Below are 19,025 nucleotides of genomic sequence, written 5' to 3' on the forward strand. Positions count from 1 at the left end.
TCCCGACGGCGTCAGGCGTCGCGGCGGATCCAGCGGAACGTCGCCCTGCTGAGGATGAGTCCCACCAGCAGCCAGATGCCGAGCGCCAAAGCCACCCAGCCGAGCTCCCAGCCGTCCCCCGGCTCGAGGGTCGCGTACTCCGGGGGCAGGAACGCCGCCCGCATCCCCCGCGCCATCCACACCAGGGGGAAGGCGCTGGCGACGTACTGCAACCAGTCCGGCAGCTGCCAGAAGAAGATGTAGACGCCGGAGACGAACTGCAGCACCAGCGCGATGGGGACCACCACGGCCGTGGCGCTGCGCCCGGAACGCGGCAGCGCAGACACGGCGATGCCCAGGAGCGCCGAGGCGATGAGCCCGAGCAGGAACACCCACGCGAAGGTGATCCACGAGTCGGCGTCCGACGGCAGGGCCACATCGAACACCAGGGCGGCCACGACGATGAGGATGAACGCCTGCAGGATGCCGGTGATCAGCACCTGCCCGATCTTGCCGGCGAAGTAGCTCACCGGTGACAGCGGGGTGCCGCCGAGGCGTTTGAGTGTGCCGTCGGATCGTTCCATCGCGATGTCGACGGCGAGGTTCTGGAAGCCCGAGAGCAGCAGCCCCGCGGCGAGCATGGCCGGCAGGTACAGCTCGGCCGCCGACAGCGCCGGGACCCCGGGGCCGCCGGTGATGTCGCCGTCGTCGCCGAAGATCGTGCTGAACAGGGCCAGCATGAACACCGGGAAGAGGAACGTGAAGAAGAGGGTGTCGCCGGAGCGGAAGTAGCCCCGCACTTCGTAGGCGGCCCGGTGGGCGCCGAGGGTGATGACGTTCATCGTCCCACCTCCTCCTGCGTCGTCGTGGGCGTGCGCGGCGCGCTGTCCGATTCCTCTCCGGAGGGCGGCTCGTCGACCATATCGAGGTAGATCTCCTCGAGGGCGGGCCGCCGGATCTCGAGCGCCTCGGGCTCACCGCCCAGGCGCGCGGCGAGCGCCGCCGTGAACTCCCACGGAGTGGCGGTGCGAGCCTCGCGCATGACACCGCCCTCGCGCCATACGACGCGGGGCGTGCGGGCCTCCTCCCCGCCGAAGGTCGCCACCGGGCCGATCGCGCGCAGCCGGCCCCGCGTGATCACCGCGACCCGGTCGGCCAGCTGTGCGGCCTCGTCGAGGTAGTGGGTCGTGAGCAGGATGGTGGTCCCCTCCCCCTGCAGCCGTCGGATGAGCTGCCAGAACTCGCGACGCGCCTGTGGGTCGAATCCGGTGGTGGGCTCGTCGAGGAAGAGCAGCTCGGGACGGCCGATGATGCCGAGGGCCACGTCGACCCGCCGCTGCTGACCGCCGGAGAGCTTCGCGATGCGGGTGCCGGCCTGGCGCTCGAGCCCGACGGCGGCGATGACCTCGTCCACGTCGCGCGGCCGCGGGTAGTAGGCCGAGAACTGCCGCAGCTGCTCTCGCACGGTGTAGACACCGGCCTGTCCGGCGGACTGCAGCACGATGCCGATCCGCGCCTTCCATTCCAGGCTCGCCGTGCCGGGGTCGGCGCCCAGCACCGAGACGTCGCCGCCGGTGCGACGCCGGTACCCCTCGAGGATCTCGACCGTGGTGGACTTGCCCGCGCCGTTCGGGCCCAGCAGGGCGAAGGTCTCGCCGCGGGCGATGTCGAAGCTCACGTCGTCGACGACGGCGTTGCCGCCGTACGTCTTTCGCAGGTTGCGCACCCGAACGGCATCACTGTCCATATGACCAGCTTGGGGGTTCGCGGCCTGATTACCCAGCCACGTAGGGCTGCTCCCCAGGCGGGAGGGGCGGCACGCCCCGCGAATGACGGTCTGGGGTGAGCCCGAGACCGCCGCGGGCTACGCTCGTAACGTGACCGAACGCGCCCCACTCTCCCGCAAGCTGTCCGCCATCGCCGAGTCCGCGACGCTCAAGGTGGATGCCAAGGCGAAATCGCTGCAGGCTGCCGGTCGCCCCGTCATCTCGTACGCCGCCGGCGAGCCCGATTTCGCCACGCCGCAGTTCATCGTGGATGCGGCCGCAGAGGCGCTGAAGGACCCCGCGAACTACCGCTACACGCCTGCGGTCGGGCTGCCCGTGCTGCGCGACGCGATCGTCGCCAAGACGCTGCGCGACTCCGGGCTCGAGGTCTCGCCCTCGCAGGTCATCGTGACCAACGGCGGAAAGCACGCCGTCTACCAGGCGTTCCAGACGGTGGTGAACCCCGGCGACGAGGTGCTGCTGCCCGCACCGTATTGGACCACCTACCCCGAGGCGATCGCCCTCGCCGACGGCGTGCCCGTCGAGGTGTTCGCCGGTGCCGACCAGGACTACAAGGTGACCGTGGAGCAGCTCGAGGCGGCCCGCACCGACAAGACGACGGCGCTCGTGTTCGTCTCGCCGTCCAACCCGACGGGCTCGGTCTACACCGCCGAGGAGACCAAGGCGATCGGCGAGTGGGCACTCGAGCACGGCATCTGGGTGATCACCGACGAGATCTACCAGAACCTGGTCTACGAGGGCGTCCGCGCCGTCTCGATCGTCGAGGCCGTGCCGGACCTCGCGGGACAGACCCTGCTGGTCAACGGCGTCGCGAAGACCTACGCGATGACCGGCTGGCGGGTGGGCTGGATGGTCGGGCCGGCCGACGCCATCAAGATCGCCGGCAACCTGCAGTCCCACCTCACCTCCAACGTCAACAACATCGCCCAGCGCGCGGCCCTCGCAGCACTGACCGGCCCGCAGGAGGACGTCGAGCAGATGCGCCTGGCGTTCGACCGCCGCCGTCGGCTGATCGTCGAGGAGCTGTCGAAGATCGAGGGCGTCACCGTGCCCAAGCCGCTCGGCGCGTTCTACGTGTATCCGGACGTCAGCGGGCTTCTCGGCCGCACGTGGGGCGGTGTCACGCCCACCACCTCGCTGGAGCTGGCCGACCTCATCCTCGACCAGGCCGAGGTTGCCGTGGTCCCGGGCGAGGCCTTCGGCCCCTCGGGTTACCTGCGCCTGTCGTACGCGCTCGGCGACGACCAGCTGCTCGAGGGCGTGCGCCGGCTGCAGGACCTCTTCGCCTGACGCCCCGGCGGCCGGTATCGCCGGCCGAACCGCGCCCTGCCGAGGTTCCTAGAGCTCCACGCCCACCAGCACCGGCTCCGGCTGCAGGATGAGGCCGAAATCGGCCTGCACCCGTTGCTGGATGAATCGGGCGAGCTCGGCGAGCTCGGCAGCCGTGGCCGAGCCGCGGTTGGTGAGTGCCAGGGCGTGCTTGGTCGACAGTCCGGCGCGCGAGCGCGGCAGCCTGAAGCCCTTGCGCAGCCCCGCGTGCTCGATGAGCCACGCCGCGCTCACCTTGACTTCCGATTCCTGCGCCACCGGCGGCGGCACGCTGCCGTCGAACTGCGAGAGCGGGATGACGGTCTCCGCGGAGACCTCGGGGGTCATCGGCCAGCGGGGGCATTCCGGGGGAAGCGTGCGGGCGAAACCGGCCGAGACGACCGCGTTCTGGAAGAACGAACCCGCGCTGTAGGTGTCGGGGTCGGCGTCGTCGAGCACCATCCCCTTCGCTCGGCGCGTCGCCAGCACGGTCTCGCGCACCCAGTCCAGGGTCACCGCGGCATCCGGCTCGAGCCGCAGCGCCTGCCGCAGCTGCGCTCCCCGCACCGGGAACTCGCCGTGCCCGACCTCGGCCAGCTCCAGCGTCACGGAGACGATGACCCCGCGCCGCCGGGCACCCACGCCGTAGTGGTCCTTCAGGACCGAGGTGCGAAAGCCGAGGCCGAGCTCGGCGGCCGGGACGGTCTCCACCTCGCCGGTGGCCTCGTCGAGCAGCTCGATCTCGACGAGCGTCTGCACGATCTCCTGGCCGTAGGCGCCGACGTTCTGGATGGGCGCGGCCCCCGTGGTGCCCGGAATGCCGGACATCGCCTCGATCCCGGCGAGTCCCTCGGCGACGGTGTACGCCACGAGCTCATCCCAGTCGTGACCGGCCTGCACCCGCAGGCGCACGAACCCGTCGCGGGGCGATGCGAGACGCTCGATGCCGCGGCTGCGGACCAGCACGACCGTGCCCTTGAACGGATCGTCGGACACCAGCAGGTTCGACCCGCCGCCCACGACCAGCCACGGCTCGCCCTCGGCCCAGATCTGTCGCACCGTCTCGACGAGCTCGTCGCGCGTCTGCGCTTCGACGACGCGCTGCGGGGTGCCGCCGACGCGCAGCGTGGTCAGCTGGGCCAGCGAAGGAGCGGGAGTGATCTCCGGCATGTCAGAGGCGCACCCGGACCTGAGCCTTGCCGAGCACCGTCGTCGCCGCGCTGGAGACGGTGAGGTCGATGCGCAGGGTGTCGTCGAGGATCGCGCCCACGGTGGCCACGACCTCGACGTCGGCGCCCGCCTCGGCGTCGACGACGACAGGGCGCGTGAAGCGCACGCCGTACTCGAGGATGCGACCGGAGTCACCGAGCCACGGCACGATCGTCTCGACGGCCAAGCCCATCGTCAGCATGCCGTGGGCCAGCACGCCGGGCAGCCCGACACGGGTGGCCACGTCGTCGCGGTAGTGGATGGGGTTGTAATCCCCCGACGCGCCGGCGTAACGCACCAGCGACTCGCGGGTGAGGTGCACGGTGCGCTGGGCGACGACGTCTCCTACGGTGAGCTCGCTCATGCGTCCTCTCCTCCCACCAGCAGCACGGACACGGCCGTCACGACGTGACTGCCGGCGGCATCCGTCATCTCGGTCTCGCTCGTGACCATCGCGCCCTTGCCGAACGGGCGCACCGTGCTCACCGTCAGCGTCGCCGTGATCTCGTCGCCGGCCACGATCGGCCGGGAATAGCGGAACCGCTGCTCGGCGTGGATCGTGCGCTCCAGGGCGATGCCCGAATCGGGCTCGGAGAGCAGCTGTTGCAGCGCGAGGTCCTGCACCACCATGGCGAACGTGGGCGGCGCCACGACGTCGGCATATCCCAGGGCCGCAGCTGCGGTCGGGTCGGTGTGCTGCGGGTCGGTGGCGAAGACGGCGCGGGCGAATTCACGCACCTTCTCCCGCCCCACGAGGTACGGCGGGGTCGGCGGGAAGACTCGGCCGACGAGCTCGGGATTCACGGACACGCGTTCCATCCTCCCACAGCCGTGACGACCGGCAGCGGTCTAGGAGCGCCGGGAGCGCAGCGCCCGCAGCGCCATCTGAACGGCGATGAAGGCGAGGAAGACGGCGAACAGGATGTTCGCGGTGAAGGGATCCAGCAGGGTCGCGATCCATGCTCCGAGCGCCGTCGTCGTGCAGGCGGCGACCCCCACCAGCGCCGCGGCGACGAGGTCGACATTGCCTCGGCGGACGTTGCCGATCGTTCCCGACAGCGCGGTGGGGATCATCATCAGCAGCGACGTGCCCTTGGCGATCAGGTCGCTGGTGCCGAAGAGCAGCATGAGCGCCGGGACGACCACGACTCCCCCGCCGACACCCAGAAGGCCGGCCAGGATGCCGGTGATGAAGCCGAGCGCCACGAGTCCGAGGCCGGACGCCCAGGTCAGCACCAGCTCGGCATCGCGGGAGGGCACCACGATGAACAGCGACACGATGACGGCGACGAGGAACACGACGAAACCCCAGCGGAGGGCGTTCTGGTTGACACGGGCCAGCAGCCACGAACCCAGCTGTGCGCCGATGACGGCGGCGCCCGCCAGGATCAACGCCGGGACCCAGGCCACCGAGCCGTTCACCGCGTAGGAGATGACCCCCACCGTCGCCGTCGGAACGATCGCGGCCAGCGACGTGCCGGCCGCGAGCCGCTGGTCGAAGTGCAGCAGCAGCACCAGCAGCGGCACGATGACTGTGCCGCCGCCCACGCCGAAGAGGCCCGAGAGCAGCCCGGCCGCGAGGCCGACGCCGAGGCAGCTGAGGATGAAGCGGGGGGTGCGCCGAACGGGCGCTGCAGAATCGGTCATCGTCAATACACGTCGTCGATGGCCCAGCCACCGTCCGCCCGCACCAGGGTGTACTCGTAGGGCGACGCCACAGGTTCCGGATCGGCCAGCGGCTCGCCGGTCTCATCGGTCAGGGTGAGGAAGCTCTCCGTCGTGTACACGGTGATGACCCCGTCCGCCTGTTCGACCGAGTCCACCTGGATCTCGTACTCATCGGTCGCGGCGCCGAACCGCTCGGCCTCGGCCTCGAACGCGGCGCAGTCGGGAAGCTCGAGCGCCTCGCGGAACGATTCGGTCGTGGTGCGGAAGTACAGCTCGCAGTCCGCGTCGCTCCACGCTTCGTCGTACGCCTCCACGACCTCGACCGCCACGCGCTCCGCTTCGCCGCCGCTGCTCGCGCCGCCGGCGGTGAGCGCACCGATCACCCGCGGGATGAAGACCGCGGCGAGCACGATGAGGCCGATAACGACGACCCCCACCACGACGAAGACGATCCACAGCCGCGACCTCCGGGGAGGCTCTGCAGCCGGCGTGTGCCCGGGATAGCCAGCAGGGGCGCCACTGGCGCCGGACGCCGGGCCTGCGGGGAATCCGCCGGGGTACCCGCCGACGGCTGCGTCCGTCGCGCCGCCGCCGGGGTAGCCGGGGGTGGTCGGCATGGTGCCGGCGGGCGCGATACCCGCGGCCGCCGCTGCGGCGGGGTCGAGGCCGGCCAACGCCTCAGCCGCCGAAGGAACAGCAGGCGGCCCCGAGACGCTTGCCTCGACCGCCGAAGCAGTCGCCTGCGGCGCGGGCTGCACGTGCTGCGTCCACGCCACACCGTCCCACCACCGCTGCGTCCCGCTGCCGTCGTCGTACCAGCCGGGAGGCGTTGTGCTCATGACGTTCCCCTCGCTCGTGCGGCGACCGTGCCGCGCCGCGCCCGTCAGCCTATCCGGCGCCGCAGCGCCGTCCTGGCGCTCAGTTCTGCGGCAGGTCGGGGTCGGATCCGACCCGCTGCCCGCGGTCGAGGTCGTCGATCGCAGCCATTTCGGACGCGGACAGCTCGAACCCGAACACGTCGAAGTTCTCCGCCATGCGCTCACGCGAGTTGGATTTGGGGAACACGATGATCCCCTGCTGCAGGTGCCAGCGCAGCACCACCTGGGCGGGGGTCACTCCGTGAGCGGCCGCGGCATCCACGATCGGCTGCTCGCCGAAGAGGTCGTACTTGCCCTGCCCGAGCGGCCCCCACGCCTCGGTGCGGATCCCGAGCGGCTCGATGAAGGCGCGCAGCTCCCGCTGAGCGAAGGCGGGATGCAGCTCGATCTGGTCGACCGCGGGCACGGTGTCGGATTCCGCGATGATGCGCTCGATGTGCGACCGGTGGAAGTTGGAGACGCCGATGGAGCGGGTCAGTCCCCGCTCGCGCAGCTGTTCGAGGGCGCGCCAGGATTCCGCGTACCGATCCAGGTCGGGGCACGGCCAGTGAATGAGGTACAGGTCGACGAAGTCCAGACCGAGCTTCTGCAGGCTGAGATCCATCGCGTCGAACGCCGACTGCGTGCCCTGGTCCGCGTTCCACAGCTTCGTGGTGACGAACAGCTCGTCACGCGGGATGCCGGAGGCGGCGATCGCGCGGCCGACGCCCTCTTCGTTCCCGTAGACAGCGGCTGTGTCGATGTGCCGGTAGCCGATCTCGAGCGCATCGCTGACGATGCGCTCGGTCTCGGCCGGGTCGACCTTGAACACGCCGAAGCCCAGCTGCGGGATGGTGTGGCCGTCATTGAGGGAGAGGGTGGGAACAGTCATGAATCCAACCCTCGCACGGCCGGAGCCGACAGGCGCGTGGACATCGCGGTCACAGCCCCCACGGTCCCCGCCAGACGGCTTCCTCCACGACGAGGTCGTCGAAGAGCGTCATGGCCGGACCGCGCGATCCGGACGACCTGACGGCATACCCACGGGGGAGGTCGTCGACGAGCTGCCCATCTCTCGGACCGCCCACCAGGAGGAACACCATGCAGGCACCGTAAGCCGGACAAGCGGATGCGAGCGAGAGGTTGCGCATGGCCCCGGCGCGACGTAAGGGTAAGCTGGAACAGCTCCCCGCTGGTCGGGTCGAATGCCAGTACTGGCCGGAACTGAGGAAGTGGCGTTTTGGGTACGCTTTATTACGGCGGCGAATCGACGCCTGTGCACATCGAGGATCGGGCTCTGGCCCACCTCAAGGTCGTCATCGCGACCAAGCTCCGCCGCGGCGAGAGCTTCACGGTCTCGTGGCGGCACCCCGACGATCAGCCCCGCGGGCGAAGCACCGTCTGGATCCACCCCTCGATTCCGTTGCGGTTCGTCTTCGATGACCCGGAGCCGGCGCAGCTGAGCCGCACGTGGGTCGAAGAGCTGGCCAGCAGCGCAAACTCGTCAGGGGGCATCCTGCTGATCTCCGAGCACTTCGACACCGAGGCGCTGGATGTGGTCGCCGACGGCCAGGAGTCACCCGCTCGCTGACCTGACGTCAGGGCCCTGCTCCGCCGGGACCTGCCGACGGCACGACGGCTGCCCGGAAGGCGTCACCTCGGCGTGCTCAGGACGCGGTCCGCACGGCACGGCGCATCGGCCACTCGAACAGCCACCGCACCACCGGGATGCGGTCCCGAGCGACGGTGAGGACGACCCCGACCGCCAACGCGGCGACCATCGTGAGCGTGGCCGAGATCCACAGCGAGCCGTCGTCAGTGGCGGCGAGCAGCCACGAGTCCAGCGCCAGGATCACGGGGTAGTGAGAGACGTAGAAGACGATGGAATTGCGGCCTACGAATTCCAGCGGGCGCGCCCAGCGCCGGGTTGCCGTCGAGGGAAGCCCGAGCGCGATCGCCGCGATCAGCCCGACCGTGCCCCAGGCGAACAACGCCTCGTACCGCTCCACCGTGCCGGTGGCCGACAGCACCGCCGTCGCGGCCGCCAGCAACAACCCGACGGCAACGATCGCCACTCGCGTCCGCAGCCCGATGCGCAGCCTCTCCTCCGCCTGCGCCCACCACCAACCGGCGAAGAAGAACGCCATCAGGAATGCGAAACGGGCGAGGCGATAGTCGTCGGGAAGGAACATGGAGGCGACGAGGATGACGGCGGATGCCCCCAGCGGAGGCACCGAGAACCGGTGCAACACCCACGCGATGACGTAGAAGGCGAAGAGGAACCAGAGATACCAGAGGTACGTCGGCGGATACACCACGACATTGAGCAGTATCCTCGCCGAGAGCTCCCCCGCGATGGCCAAGACGATGAGCGACCAGACGAGGTAGGGCCAGAGGATGCCGCGGGCCTTGCCGACGAAGTAGTCGCGCGCCGGGCGACGGAACGATCGCGGCAGGAGCATGCCGGAAAGGAACATGAGCAGCGGCATGCGAAACGGCGCGAAGACCGCGTCGACGGCGGCGAGAGCGCGCGGGGCACCCACGCCGAGGGTCTCGGGGATCTCGATGCTGTGATGAAGCACGACCAGCAGGATCGCGGTGCCCCGCGTGAGGTCCATCCACCGCAATCGACCCTGTGCCCCCATGGGGTCACGTTAGCGCAACTCTTCCGTAACGTAAGAGTTATTCAGCCCGTCTTTACAAGGCCTTGAGCCGCTCGACGAACTCGTGCGCCGCGGCAAGATGGCGGCTGAGTCTTTCGCGACGCTCCATCGCGCCCTCGCGGATCTTCTCCAGCCTCGCCCTCATGGTGGCATCCGCAGGGTCGGCCGCGAGCGCGTCGACCACGCTGAGAAGGTCTGCCATTTCCTCGAGGGTGTAACCCAGCGGCTTCATCCTGCGGATGAGCAGCAGCCTCGCCTCGTCAGCGGCCGTGTACAGGCGGAAGCCCCCCTCGGTCCGCCCCGTGGGACGGAACAGGCCGACCTCGTCGTAATGACGGATGGTGCGGTGGGACATCTCGGTGCGCTCCGCGAGTTCGCCGATCCGCATCATGGGCCGGCCGTCGCGCGCGGGGATTGACATGGGTTCACTCTCCCACAGCACGCCGACACGCCGCGTCGCCGCGTCAGGTGCCGGATCCGCGATCGCGCCGGATCGCAGCGCCCAGCGCGGCCGCTTGGATCGAGATGGCCGTGATCTCGGCGACGACTTCACCGAGGACAGCCCCGATCGCGCCTCCGAGCGCCGCGAAGACGCAGATGGCCGGCACCCCGACGACGGCCGCTGCGGTCGCCGAGACGGTCAGCGTGTGGATGCGGCCGTATCGGACCAGGCCGAGCGGTCCGGTGGCCCGCGAGACGCAGACCAGCGCGAGCACGCCGCCGGAGACCACCGCGAGCAGGGGGTCGATGTCGACGGTGCCGCTGAAGAGCACGGTGCTCACCCAGGGTGCGAGCAGGGCGAAGCCGGCCCCGGCGACCACACCCATGCCGGTGTTGACGAGGATCGCGCGCTGGATCCGGTGCCGGCGCTCGGCCGCGGACGACGCCGACCCCACCCAGTTCTGCATGGCATTGGGCAGCGCGAGAAGCACGGTCAGCGCCATGCGCATGAGTCGGTCGGCTGCGGCGAAGACCGCAAGGGCCGACGGCGCGAAAGCGGCGACGAGGGTGACCGGCAAGGCCATGTACAGGGCCGCGACGGATCGCCCGCCCATGGCTGCCCACTGCGACCGGATGGAGCGAAGGTCCTCACGAAGGGTGAAGGTCACCCGCCCCTCCCGCTCATCCCGTGCCAGCGAGAGGGCCGCAACCGGGCCGTACAGCACGGCCAAGAGATAGCCGACCGGCACCACCCAGATGGGCGCCCCGTTCGCCACGGCGATGGCGGCCACCGTGACCATCAGGGCCCGCGGGATGGCATCGGAGGTCAGGATCCGCAGCGGCCGCCCGACGCCGGTGAAATACCAGCTGCAGGACAGCCCCGCGGCGGCGCTGGCGAAGGCCATGAGCACGGTAGTGGTCTCGTGCTCCGACCCCGTCGCCTGCGTCAGCGCGACGGCCAGCACGATGGCCACGGGCGCCAGCACGATCAACGCCATCGCTCGCGTGCGCAGTGACTGCAGCAGCGTCGCCCACCGGACGCCCGGCGCCTCAGCGGCGACGCGCTGCGGGCCGGTCAGCGGCCAGCCGAGTTCCACGATCACGCACACGAGCGACCCGATGGAGATGCCCAGTGCATACGCTTCCCACCCACCGGCACCTGCAGAGGCGGTGATCGCGGGCACCGCCACCAGCGGCGTGACCGCGCTCAGTGCCGGTACGAGCAGAAATGCCGACAGATACAGCAGGCGTCGCACGAGAGTCCCCCCTTGACGCGATCGCGCCGTGTCCCCAGAACCGAGCCCGCCACCCCCGGCAGTTCGGTCGGGCCAGTCTGGCAGATGCGGGCGTGCTGTCCAATCGCCGCTCCGAGCCGGGCTACCGCGCGCCGTTGCCGTCCACGACGGCGCCTGCCGGCGCTTCCACCTCGGTCACCACTCCGCGGATGACGTTGTCGGTGATCCGGCCGGAGGCCTTCTCCGCCGTGACACCGGCTCGCGCATCGGCGCCGCGCAGCTCGTTGCGGTCCACGACATAGTCCGACGCGCCGCCGATCGCCACCCCCGCCCCGGTGAAACCCGACAGACGGTTGTCGGTGACGCGCAACCCGCGCACCGCGCCCGCTGTGGCGACTCCGTTCTCGACTGCGCCGCCCTCGATCGCGCCGGTGTTTCCGTCCACCGTGATGTCGGTGGGGATCTGGTCGCCGGCGCCCTGGACGGTGACGAAGGCACGGGCCGACGCCCCCTCGGCGACCACGAGGGAGTTACCCGTGACCAGTGCGCGCTGCACTCCTCCATAGATCATGATCGGACCCCGCTGGGGGTCGTAGTTCTGACCTTGGCGATCAGAATCGGTGCGGGTGAAGATGACGGTGTTGCCGCTGACGACGCTGTCGTCCGACTGCAGAATGACGGCGATCCCCCACCACGTGGCATCCGCCACGGTGTTGCCGGTGATGGTGGTGTGCGCGACGTTCTCGCTGACGATCGACCGTCGGAAGGTGCCGTAGACCACGTTGTCCGAAATGGTGACCATCGACGCGGAGTGCGGGGCGTCGGTGGCGTTTTCGAGCGTGATGCTCTCGGTGTGGATGCCGACGCGGGCGTCCGTCCCCGGCTTGGCGTTGACGATGTTGCCGGTGACCGTCGCCTGTGCACCCCACACGACGATGCCGTCGCCGCGGTCCTCCCCGATGTTCTCCCCCGAGTCGGGCCCTCCCCCCACGCCCACGATGTCCTTGACACGGTTGTCGGCGATGATGATGTCGTGGTATTCGCCGCCATAGCGCACGGCGATGCCGTTCTGGAAGGACTCCAGATGGTTGCCGATGATGCGCACATCGGATGCCTTGATCTCGATGCCGTAGTTGCGGTCACCGTCGGCCGTGCCCAGTTCGTTGGGGTTCGTGAGGGTCACCCCGGTGATCTGCACGTTGTCACCCACGACGCTCAGGGCGGCCGACTGGGCGATGCCCCCGGTCCACCGCAGCTCTCCCCCGCCACGCACGATCGTGCGCTCCGGGATCTCGATCGTGCCGTCCAACTGGATCACGCTGCCGGCGGGCACTTCGATCACCCGCACCCCCTCGGCGGGCAGGCTCGCGATGAAAGCGCGCACCCCGTCGGTCGAGACGGTCTGGCCCGTCGGGTCGATGCCCGGTCCCGCCATGACCGCCGACGTGCCCGCGGGCACCGTCGAGGTGATGAGCGGGACGAGCGTCGTCTGCGTCGGAGCCGGACCGCTCTGAACCGTGACCGCGAGAGGCGCGACCACCCAGATCAGCGCAGCCACCGCGGCGAGCGCGGCCAGCACCACCCCTGCGATCCCCGCCCGGCTCAGCCGCCGAGGCGGTTTGCGCCGGTCGCGGGCGGAAGTGCGGGCGTCTGATTCCCCAATCGAGTCCACACCGCCATGCTAGAGGGCCACCGCAAGCCCCCTCGGATGGAACGCTCCGGTTGCTACAGCAGGTCGTTGAGCCCGAGCGGCAACTCGGCAGCCAGCTCGCGGGCGAGGAACCCGAGTCCCAGGCGCTCGGTCAGCCGATCGCCGGCGCGCGCGTGTGCGGCCGATCCCCAGACCGCCGCCCTCTCCAACCCCGTCCCGCGCGCGACGAAGCCGGTGACCGCACCGGCCAGCACGTCGCCGCTGCCCGACGTCGCCAGGCCCGGCCCCCCGCCCTCGATCCGCCAGGACGCGCCGTCGGGCGCGGCGACGACGTCGTAGCACGTCACCACGGCGAGGTAGCGGCGGGCGACGTGTGCGACCGCAGCAGCCAGATCGTCGCCGAAGTCGTCGGCGTCCTCGCCGAGCAGAATCGCCAGCTCCTCGCGATTGGGAGTGAGCAGCAGCTCTTCCGGCAGCCGCGCGCGGTCGACGTCGGGCAGCACCCCGAGTGCGTAGGCGTCCAGCACGAGACGCGCCGGCTCCGCGTCACCGATGGCAAGGAGCGTGTCGCGCGTCTCGTCGGCGTCGTCGAAGCCGGGGCCGACCAGCACGGCATCCGCCGCGGCGATCTTCTGCCGCGCCGGACCGTCGAAGGGCTCGGATGCCTTTTCGGGCAGGGCGTAGATGCCGGCCTCGGGCAGCACCGTGCCGACTTGGGCGTCGATGGAGCCCGGCACGAAGACGCTGAGCCTGCCTGCTCCGACACGCAGCGCGGCTTCACCCGCCAGCATGATGCCCCCGGGGGTGCGACGAGAGCCCCCGACCACGATGACGTCGCCGCGGGACTTCTTGTCGGCGCCCGGGTCGGGAAGTCCCCACGCCGACAGCAGTTCGCGGGTGACCGGCTCCGGGGTGGTGTCGCGCGTTTCGGTCATGCTCGCTCGCCCCCTGGAGCGTCTGCGGGTTCGGGATCGCCGATGTCGGGCGTTCCGGGATGCACGGTGACCGTCGCGCCCTCTTCGCGCAGGTGGCTGACGTCGGAGAAGAGCGGCATCTGCCAGTCATCGACTGCGAATTCCAGCCGGGTCACCGAGGCGTTGAGCACCGGGTTGCCCGACGCGAATTCCAGGATCTCCTGCTCCTGCATGCGGCGCAGCAATGACGTGATGAGGGTGACCACCGCATCGTGGGCGACGATGAGCGCGGACTCCTGCGGCGTGACCAGCAGGTCGCCGAGGAGGGACCGAAGCCGAAGGGCGACGTCGGCCCACGATTCGCCGCCCGGGGGGCGGTGGTAGAACTTGCCGAGGTGGCGTCGGCGCTCTGCCTCTTCGGGGTGCAGCCTGGCCACCCCGCGGGTGGTGAGCAGGTCCAGGATGCCGAGCTCCCGATCCCGCAGCCTCTCATCGACGACGACGGGCGCCGGATCGTCGCCGAGCGCGATCGCCAGCGTCTGACGGGCGCGCAGGTACGGCGAGACCCAGAACGTCTCGATCGCAGCGCGGTGCTCCATCAGCCATTCGCCCAGCGCCTCCGCCTGCTGCTCACCGGTCGGCGACAGCGGCACGTCGGAGTCGCGGATGTCGATCGGTATGCGCTCGAGGCCCTCGCGCTCAGCGCGCGTCGCCGCGACGTTTCCCACGCTCTCGCCGTGTCGGACGAGCCACAGAGTCTTCACTGGCATCCGCCCACACTAGGAGCACCGGCCGGGGTGCACATCGGGGTTGCGCCGACCTCACTTGTGGGCAAGTCGGCGCAACCCCGCGCGACTACTCGGCGGCCGTGGGGGCAGGCGCCTGGGCCTGCGCGCCACCGCTCAGGTCGTGCACAAGCTCACGCTCGTCCGCCTCCGACAGCGAGGTCTGCATGAGGGTGCCGTGGAAGGGGGCCAGCGCGGCGGCGAACTTGTCGGCCGTCAGCTTCGTCGCGTAGATCACGACGGCCGACTTGCCGGACGAGACCGCCGATTGCACGCGGCGACGGAACTCCGAGTCCATGCCGGCCTTGTCGAGACCTGCGAACAAGGCTCCGACGAGCCCGCCGAGGACGAGTCCGCCGACCGGAACGAAGAAGAGGATGCCGATGAGGGTGCCGAACAACGCCCCGCCGAGAGCCCCGAACCCGATGTTCGCGAGGCCGCCCGGATACTCGACGCTCGTCTTGCCCTCGCTGTTCACCTTGACCAGCGCCAGGCCGGCCAGTTGCACCACCATGTCGTCCTGCAACTGCTGCACCGTGTTGTACGCCGCTTCGGCGTCGGGCTCGGAGTCGAAGGCGATGACGATCAGATCAGCCATGGAATTGCCCACTTTACGATCAGGCTGCCCGCAACGCACCGTGACGGGCAGCGTTCGGGATGCACCACCGGGACTCGCATGATGCACACTGTGCCGCTGACGCTACTGCCGCGATCAGGGTGCGACAAGGGGGCCTGTCGCGCGGGCCGCGAGGGGAGGAGCATGGCCCCACGACGATGACAGGAGGACCCTCATGAAGGCTCTCGTATACCGCGGTGCAGGCGAGAAGGCGTGGGAGGAGGTGCCGGATCCGGTCATCACGAACGCGACGGATGCCATCGTCAAGATCGACGCGACGACGATCTGCGGCACCGACCTGCACATCCTCAAGGGCGACGTCCCGGCGGTCACCGAGGGCCGCATCCTCGGCCACGAGGGGGTGGGGACGGTCACCGAGATCGGTGCGGCGGTGGAAGGTCTCGCCATCGGCGACCGCGTGATCATCTCGTGCATCAGCGCCTGCGGGCACTGCGCCTACTGCCGCAAGCAGGTGTACTCGCACTGCCTGGCCCCGGAGGGGCAGTCCGGCATCGGCTGGATCCTCGGACACCTCATCGACGGAACGCAGGCCGAGTACGTGCGCATCCCGTACGCCGAGAACTCGCTCTACAAGGTTCCGGAGACCGTGACCGACGCCGAGGCGATCCTGCTGTCGGACATCCTGCCCACCGGGCACGAGATCGGCGTGCAGGCCGGCAAGGTCAAGGCCGGCGACGTCGTGGCCGTCATCGGCGCGGGGCCGGTGGGGCTCGCGACCATCGCGACGGCGGGCCTGTACGGCCCGTCGCGCGTCATCGCGATGGACCTCGACGCAAACCGCATCGAGCAGGCGAAGCAGTTCGGCGCCACCGACGGCGTGTTGTCGTCGGATGCCGACTGGCGCGACCAGGTCATGGCGATGACCGACGGGCTCGGCGTCGATGTCGCCATCGAGGCGGTCGGCATCCCCGCCACCTTCGCCGCTGCGCTGGACATCGTGCGCCCCGGCGGCGTCGTGGCCAACGTCGGTGTGCACGGCAAGCCGGTCGAGCTGCCCATCGACCGGCTGTGGATCGCGAACATCGCGATCACCATGGGGCTGGTCAACGCGAACACCACCGACACCCTGCTCAAGCTCGTCGAGCAGCACAAGCTCGCGGCGTCGATGTTCGTCACCCACGACTTCACGCTCGACAGGATCGAAGAGGCGTACGACGTGTTCGGCCGCGCAGCGGAGACGAAGGCGCTGAAGGTGCTGATCACGGCGTGACCCGGGTCTCAGGAGTATCCTGCGCGACCACGACGAGAGGACCGTGATCCGCGAACCTACGAAGAAAGCCCCGGGGATCCGGGGCTTTCTCTTCGGTAGCAGGAGCGGGGTTCGAACCCGCGACCTCACGATTATGAGTCGTGCGCTCTCACCAACTGAGCTACCCTGCCGCGTGCATCCGGTGGATGCTGCGAGCCCCGAGTCAGGATTGAACTGACGACCCCTTCCTTACCATGGAAGTGCTCTGCCACTGAGCTATCGGGGCGTGCTGCCCGCAAGCAGGCAACTAGAAGAGGATATCAGAGCCGCGGCCTGCTCTGAAACGCGAGCTCACCCGGCGGTGTGATCGCGCATCCATTCCAGCGGGTCGATCCTCGTCGTCCCGTTCTGCCAGATCTCGAAGTGCAAGTGCGCGCCGAAGGAGTACCCCGTGTCACCGACGGTGCCGAGCACGTCGCCGACCTTGACGGTGTCGCCCGCCTTCACCCGCAGCGAGCCGTATTCCATGTGTGCGTAGTGGCTCGAGACGAGTTCGCCATCGACGACGTGATCGACGACGACATGGACGCCGTACAGGCCACCGGCCTCTGTCGCGACGCGCACGGTGCCGTCGGCGATCGCGTGGATCTCGGCGCCCTGACCAGGAACGAAGTCGATGCCGTGGTGCATGCTGCCGTCGCGCATCTGGAAGCCCCACGTGTAAGGCACCCCGACCGGGAACGGCCACTGCACGGGCGAGTTCGGGTTGTTCAGAAACGAGTTGTCGAAGTTGCGAACCCCGGAGCCTGCCGCCAGGTCGGCCATCGTGGCAGTCGAGTACGTCTCGTCCCGCGCCAGGTCGACGCTCTCATTCGAGGCCGACGACACGAACGCCTGGATCTCCTCGTGGTCCTGAGAGGACGACACCGCGGTCGTCAGCGACGTCGAGGCGGCGCCGGCGGGCTTGCTGCCGGCTACCGACGCCATCGCGCCGGCGGGCGTCGTCAGACCGATGGCGAGCAGACCCACCACGCTCATGGCGCCGAGCGAGGCGGATGCCGCGGCGAGCCGCCGACGTGCCAGCGCCATGCGCGGCGGGCGCGCCGCGTCGCCGGCTGTGTGGGCGATGGCCTCGGGTCGAGCCAGCCGCGGCGCCGCAGCAGGCGCCGGGGCGGACGCCCCACCCTCGAAGCAGAACAGGCGCGCCGCACGCTCGAACTCATCCGAGGCGAGCTTCTCCGGCGCAGACGCACCGGCCGCGCGGCGCGCTCGTCGCGAAGTGGGGACGGCGGCCGGCGGTACGGCGCAGGCGATCGGGACGGTGGATGCCACCGGCATGGCACCGGCGTCGTCGTGAGCGTCATCCCGAACCTCAGGGAGAACCGCGGCGCTGTTCTCCAGCGCGGCCGGAAGCTCCACCGTGGCCGCAGCGACCAGGAAGACGGCCAGCTCTGCGGCGTGTGTCTGCGCGGCATCGGCCGCTGCGACATCGGACTGCGCCTGCTCGCGCGGGGCAGCGGGCTTCGCCGGGTCTGCGTCGATACGCGGGTCGTGGACTTCGGCTTGCCGAGCGGCCCGGCGGCGCAGCTCCGCGCGGGTCAGCACGCGCTCCGGCTGCGGTGCAGGCGTGGTGACGATACGGCTGGAGCGGCGCAGAGGCGCGGCAACGGCCGACGGGGCGTCGAGGGTCAAATCAGGGGGCTCTCGGGTCGGCCGCTCGCGGGGACGAGGGACGTCTTCGGGTGGGGGGTGACGTCACTGTTTTCGTTCGGGCGAGAAAAGTAACGATCAGGTAAACACTACCCCGCGCGGACGCGGAATGCCACGTCGCGCTCAGCTCGCTTACGGAGTCGTCGCATTGTTCCCGGCGGCGCCGGCGAACACGATGGCTGAAAGCCTGGCGACAAGCTCAGCGCTTCCCACGATGGTCATCTCCCGCGTGGGCGCGGAACCCGGAACGCCTGCGGCGACGCCACCGGCCTCTTCGACCAGCAGCACGCCGGCGGCGTGGTCCCACGGGTGAAGGCCGCGCTCGAAGTATCCGTCGAGGCGCCCCGCGGCGACATAGGCCAGATCGAGCGACGCCGCGCCGATGCGGCGGATGTCGCGCGCGAGCGGCATGACCCGCCCGAGCATCTCCAGCTGTGCGGCGTGGGTGGCCGGGTCATAGCCGAACCCGGTGGCCAGCAGAGATCCCGCCGGATTCACTTCGGCGTTCACCTTGAGCCGTTGCCCTCCCAGCCACGCGCCCTCCCCGCGCACGACGTGGAAAAGCTCGCCCAACGCCGGCGCATGGATCACCCCGGCGAGCGCCTGCCACTCACGGGGGTCGGGCTCACCCGAGACCGCCGCGATGCTGACGGCATAGGAGGGGATGCCGTAGGCGTAGTTCACGGTGCCGTCGATCGGGTCCACGACCCACGTGATCCCGGTGGTGCCCCTCTCCGCGGCAGATTCCTCACCGAGGAAGCCATCCCCCGGCCGGGCCGCGGCGATCCGCTCGCGGATGAGGTTCTCCACCTCGCGGTCGGCCTCGGTGACGATGTCGGCCAGCGCGGACTTGCTCGCGGCGATCGACACTCCCTCTTCGCGGCGTCGCCGTGCCAGCGCGCCCGCCTCGTGGGCGATGTCGACGGCGAGTGCTCCCAGTTCCTGCTGCAGGCTCATGCGCACCACGCTACGCGCACGCCGGCCATGGCCCG

The 19,025-nt window shown here is 70.0% G+C and carries 21 protein-coding genes and 2 tRNA genes; 3 read left to right on the forward strand and 20 right to left on the reverse strand.

Annotated features, from left to right (window positions below; genetic code table 11):
* Positions 1-11 precede the first annotated feature (11 nt).
* Together QNO21_RS11870 and QNO21_RS11875 are read right to left on the reverse strand one after the other, a co-directional pair.
* Entirely contained in the window at positions 12-821 is an 810-nt protein-coding gene (locus QNO21_RS11870; protein WP_257517131.1) for an ABC transporter permease, read from the reverse strand.
* Complete coding sequence (locus tag QNO21_RS11875) at positions 818-1,726, reverse strand: ABC transporter ATP-binding protein (RefSeq protein WP_257517134.1); 909 nt, start codon at positions 1,724-1,726, stop codon at positions 818-820. Before QNO21_RS11875 ends, QNO21_RS11870 begins: the two co-directional genes overlap by 4 nt.
* A 130-nt stretch (positions 1,727-1,856) precedes the next feature.
* On the opposite strand from QNO21_RS11875, the gene QNO21_RS11880 reads away from it, so the two are divergent.
* Positions 1,857-3,056, forward strand: coding sequence for a pyridoxal phosphate-dependent aminotransferase (locus tag QNO21_RS11880; RefSeq protein ID WP_257518094.1), 1,200 nt, complete (start codon positions 1,857-1,859; stop codon positions 3,054-3,056).
* Positions 3,057-3,104: 48 nt separating this feature from the next.
* Here the strand turns inward: QNO21_RS11880 and QNO21_RS11885 are convergent, their stop codons facing one another.
* The 7 genes from QNO21_RS11885 to QNO21_RS11915 form a co-directional block, all read right to left on the reverse strand.
* Complete coding sequence (locus QNO21_RS11885) at positions 3,105-4,244, reverse strand: UDP-N-acetylmuramate dehydrogenase (protein WP_257518095.1); 1,140 nt, start codon at positions 4,242-4,244, stop codon at positions 3,105-3,107.
* A 1-nt stretch (position 4,245) separates the two neighbouring features.
* On the reverse strand, positions 4,246-4,647 hold the full coding sequence (locus QNO21_RS11890; protein ID WP_257518096.1) for a MaoC/PaaZ C-terminal domain-containing protein: 402 nt from the start codon (positions 4,645-4,647) through the stop codon (positions 4,246-4,248).
* The gene (locus QNO21_RS11895) at positions 4,644-5,093 is read right to left on the reverse strand and encodes an FAS1-like dehydratase domain-containing protein (protein WP_257514480.1); all 450 of its coding nucleotides are present in this window, start codon (positions 5,091-5,093) and stop codon (positions 4,644-4,646) included. Before QNO21_RS11895 ends, QNO21_RS11890 begins: the two co-directional genes overlap by 4 nt.
* 39 nt (positions 5,094-5,132) lie before the next feature.
* Complete coding sequence (locus QNO21_RS11900) at positions 5,133-5,930, reverse strand: sulfite exporter TauE/SafE family protein (RefSeq protein ID WP_257518097.1); 798 nt, start codon at positions 5,928-5,930, stop codon at positions 5,133-5,135.
* Positions 5,931-5,932: 2 nt separating this feature from the next.
* Complete coding sequence (locus QNO21_RS11905) at positions 5,933-6,790, reverse strand: DUF2510 domain-containing protein (RefSeq protein WP_257518098.1); 858 nt, start codon at positions 6,788-6,790, stop codon at positions 5,933-5,935.
* A gap of 79 nt (positions 6,791-6,869) precedes the next feature.
* On the reverse strand, positions 6,870-7,700 hold the full coding sequence (locus QNO21_RS11910) for an aldo/keto reductase (RefSeq protein WP_257518099.1): 831 nt from the start codon (positions 7,698-7,700) through the stop codon (positions 6,870-6,872).
* A gap of 49 nt (positions 7,701-7,749) precedes the next feature.
* Positions 7,750-7,911 (reverse strand): hypothetical protein, encoded by a 162-nt coding sequence (locus tag QNO21_RS11915; protein ID WP_257514484.1) that lies wholly within the window; start codon positions 7,909-7,911, stop codon positions 7,750-7,752.
* Between the two features lie 137 nt (positions 7,912-8,048).
* Between QNO21_RS11915 and QNO21_RS11920 the strand changes: the two genes are divergently transcribed.
* Positions 8,049-8,399 carry a DUF7882 family protein gene (locus QNO21_RS11920; protein WP_257514485.1) on the forward strand — a complete coding sequence of 117 codons (351 nt, stop codon included), beginning with the start codon at positions 8,049-8,051 and terminating at the stop codon, positions 8,397-8,399.
* A gap of 76 nt (positions 8,400-8,475) precedes the next feature.
* Here QNO21_RS11920 and QNO21_RS11925 read toward each other — a convergent pair whose 3' ends face one another.
* The 7 genes from QNO21_RS11925 to QNO21_RS11955 form a co-directional block, all read right to left on the reverse strand.
* Entirely contained in the window at positions 8,476-9,426 is a 951-nt protein-coding gene (locus QNO21_RS11925; RefSeq protein WP_257518100.1) for an acyltransferase family protein, read from the reverse strand.
* Between the two features lie 79 nt (positions 9,427-9,505).
* Entirely contained in the window at positions 9,506-9,892 is a 387-nt protein-coding gene (locus tag QNO21_RS11930) for a MerR family transcriptional regulator (RefSeq protein WP_257514487.1), read from the reverse strand.
* A gap of 43 nt (positions 9,893-9,935) precedes the next feature.
* Entirely contained in the window at positions 9,936-11,168 is a 1,233-nt protein-coding gene (locus QNO21_RS11935) for a lipopolysaccharide biosynthesis protein (protein ID WP_257518101.1), read from the reverse strand.
* 121 nt (positions 11,169-11,289) lie between these two features.
* On the reverse strand, positions 11,290-12,819 hold the full coding sequence (locus QNO21_RS11940) for a NosD domain-containing protein (protein WP_257518102.1): 1,530 nt from the start codon (positions 12,817-12,819) through the stop codon (positions 11,290-11,292).
* Positions 12,820-12,872: 53 nt separating this feature from the next.
* Positions 12,873-13,733 (reverse strand): NAD(P)H-hydrate dehydratase, encoded by an 861-nt coding sequence (locus tag QNO21_RS11945; RefSeq protein WP_257514490.1) that lies wholly within the window; start codon positions 13,731-13,733, stop codon positions 12,873-12,875.
* Complete coding sequence (locus QNO21_RS11950; RefSeq protein ID WP_257514491.1) at positions 13,730-14,482, reverse strand: histidine phosphatase family protein; 753 nt, start codon at positions 14,480-14,482, stop codon at positions 13,730-13,732. Before QNO21_RS11950 ends, QNO21_RS11945 begins: the two co-directional genes overlap by 4 nt.
* A gap of 85 nt (positions 14,483-14,567) precedes the next feature.
* On the reverse strand, positions 14,568-15,095 hold the full coding sequence (locus QNO21_RS11955) for a DUF1269 domain-containing protein (protein WP_257514492.1): 528 nt from the start codon (positions 15,093-15,095) through the stop codon (positions 14,568-14,570).
* A 193-nt stretch (positions 15,096-15,288) separates the two neighbouring features.
* Between QNO21_RS11955 and QNO21_RS11960 the strand changes: the two genes are divergently transcribed.
* A complete protein-coding gene (locus tag QNO21_RS11960; RefSeq protein WP_257518103.1) occupies positions 15,289-16,344 on the forward strand; it encodes a zinc-dependent alcohol dehydrogenase family protein in 1,056 nt (351 codons plus the stop codon).
* A 96-nt stretch (positions 16,345-16,440) separates the two neighbouring features.
* Here QNO21_RS11960 and QNO21_RS11965 read toward each other — a convergent pair.
* The 4 genes from QNO21_RS11965 to QNO21_RS11980 all read right to left on the reverse strand — a co-directional run bounded on the left by QNO21_RS11965 (position 16,441) and on the right by QNO21_RS11980 (position 18,990).
* A tRNA-Met gene (locus tag QNO21_RS11965) sits at positions 16,441-16,514 on the reverse strand.
* Between the two features lie 23 nt (positions 16,515-16,537).
* Positions 16,538-16,609 (reverse strand) — tRNA-Thr (locus tag QNO21_RS11970).
* Positions 16,610-16,674: 65 nt separating this feature from the next.
* On the reverse strand, positions 16,675-18,015 hold the full coding sequence (locus QNO21_RS11975; RefSeq protein ID WP_257518104.1) for a M23 family metallopeptidase: 1,341 nt from the start codon (positions 18,013-18,015) through the stop codon (positions 16,675-16,677).
* 150 nt (positions 18,016-18,165) lie between these two features.
* Complete coding sequence (locus QNO21_RS11980) at positions 18,166-18,990, reverse strand: inositol monophosphatase family protein (RefSeq protein WP_257518105.1); 825 nt, start codon at positions 18,988-18,990, stop codon at positions 18,166-18,168.
* Positions 18,991-19,025: the final 35 nt, after the last annotated feature.

The sequence above is a fragment of the Microbacterium sp. zg-Y818 genome (assembly GCF_030246905.1).
In the GTDB taxonomy this organism is placed as follows: Bacteria; Actinomycetota; Actinomycetes; order Actinomycetales; family Microbacteriaceae; genus Microbacterium.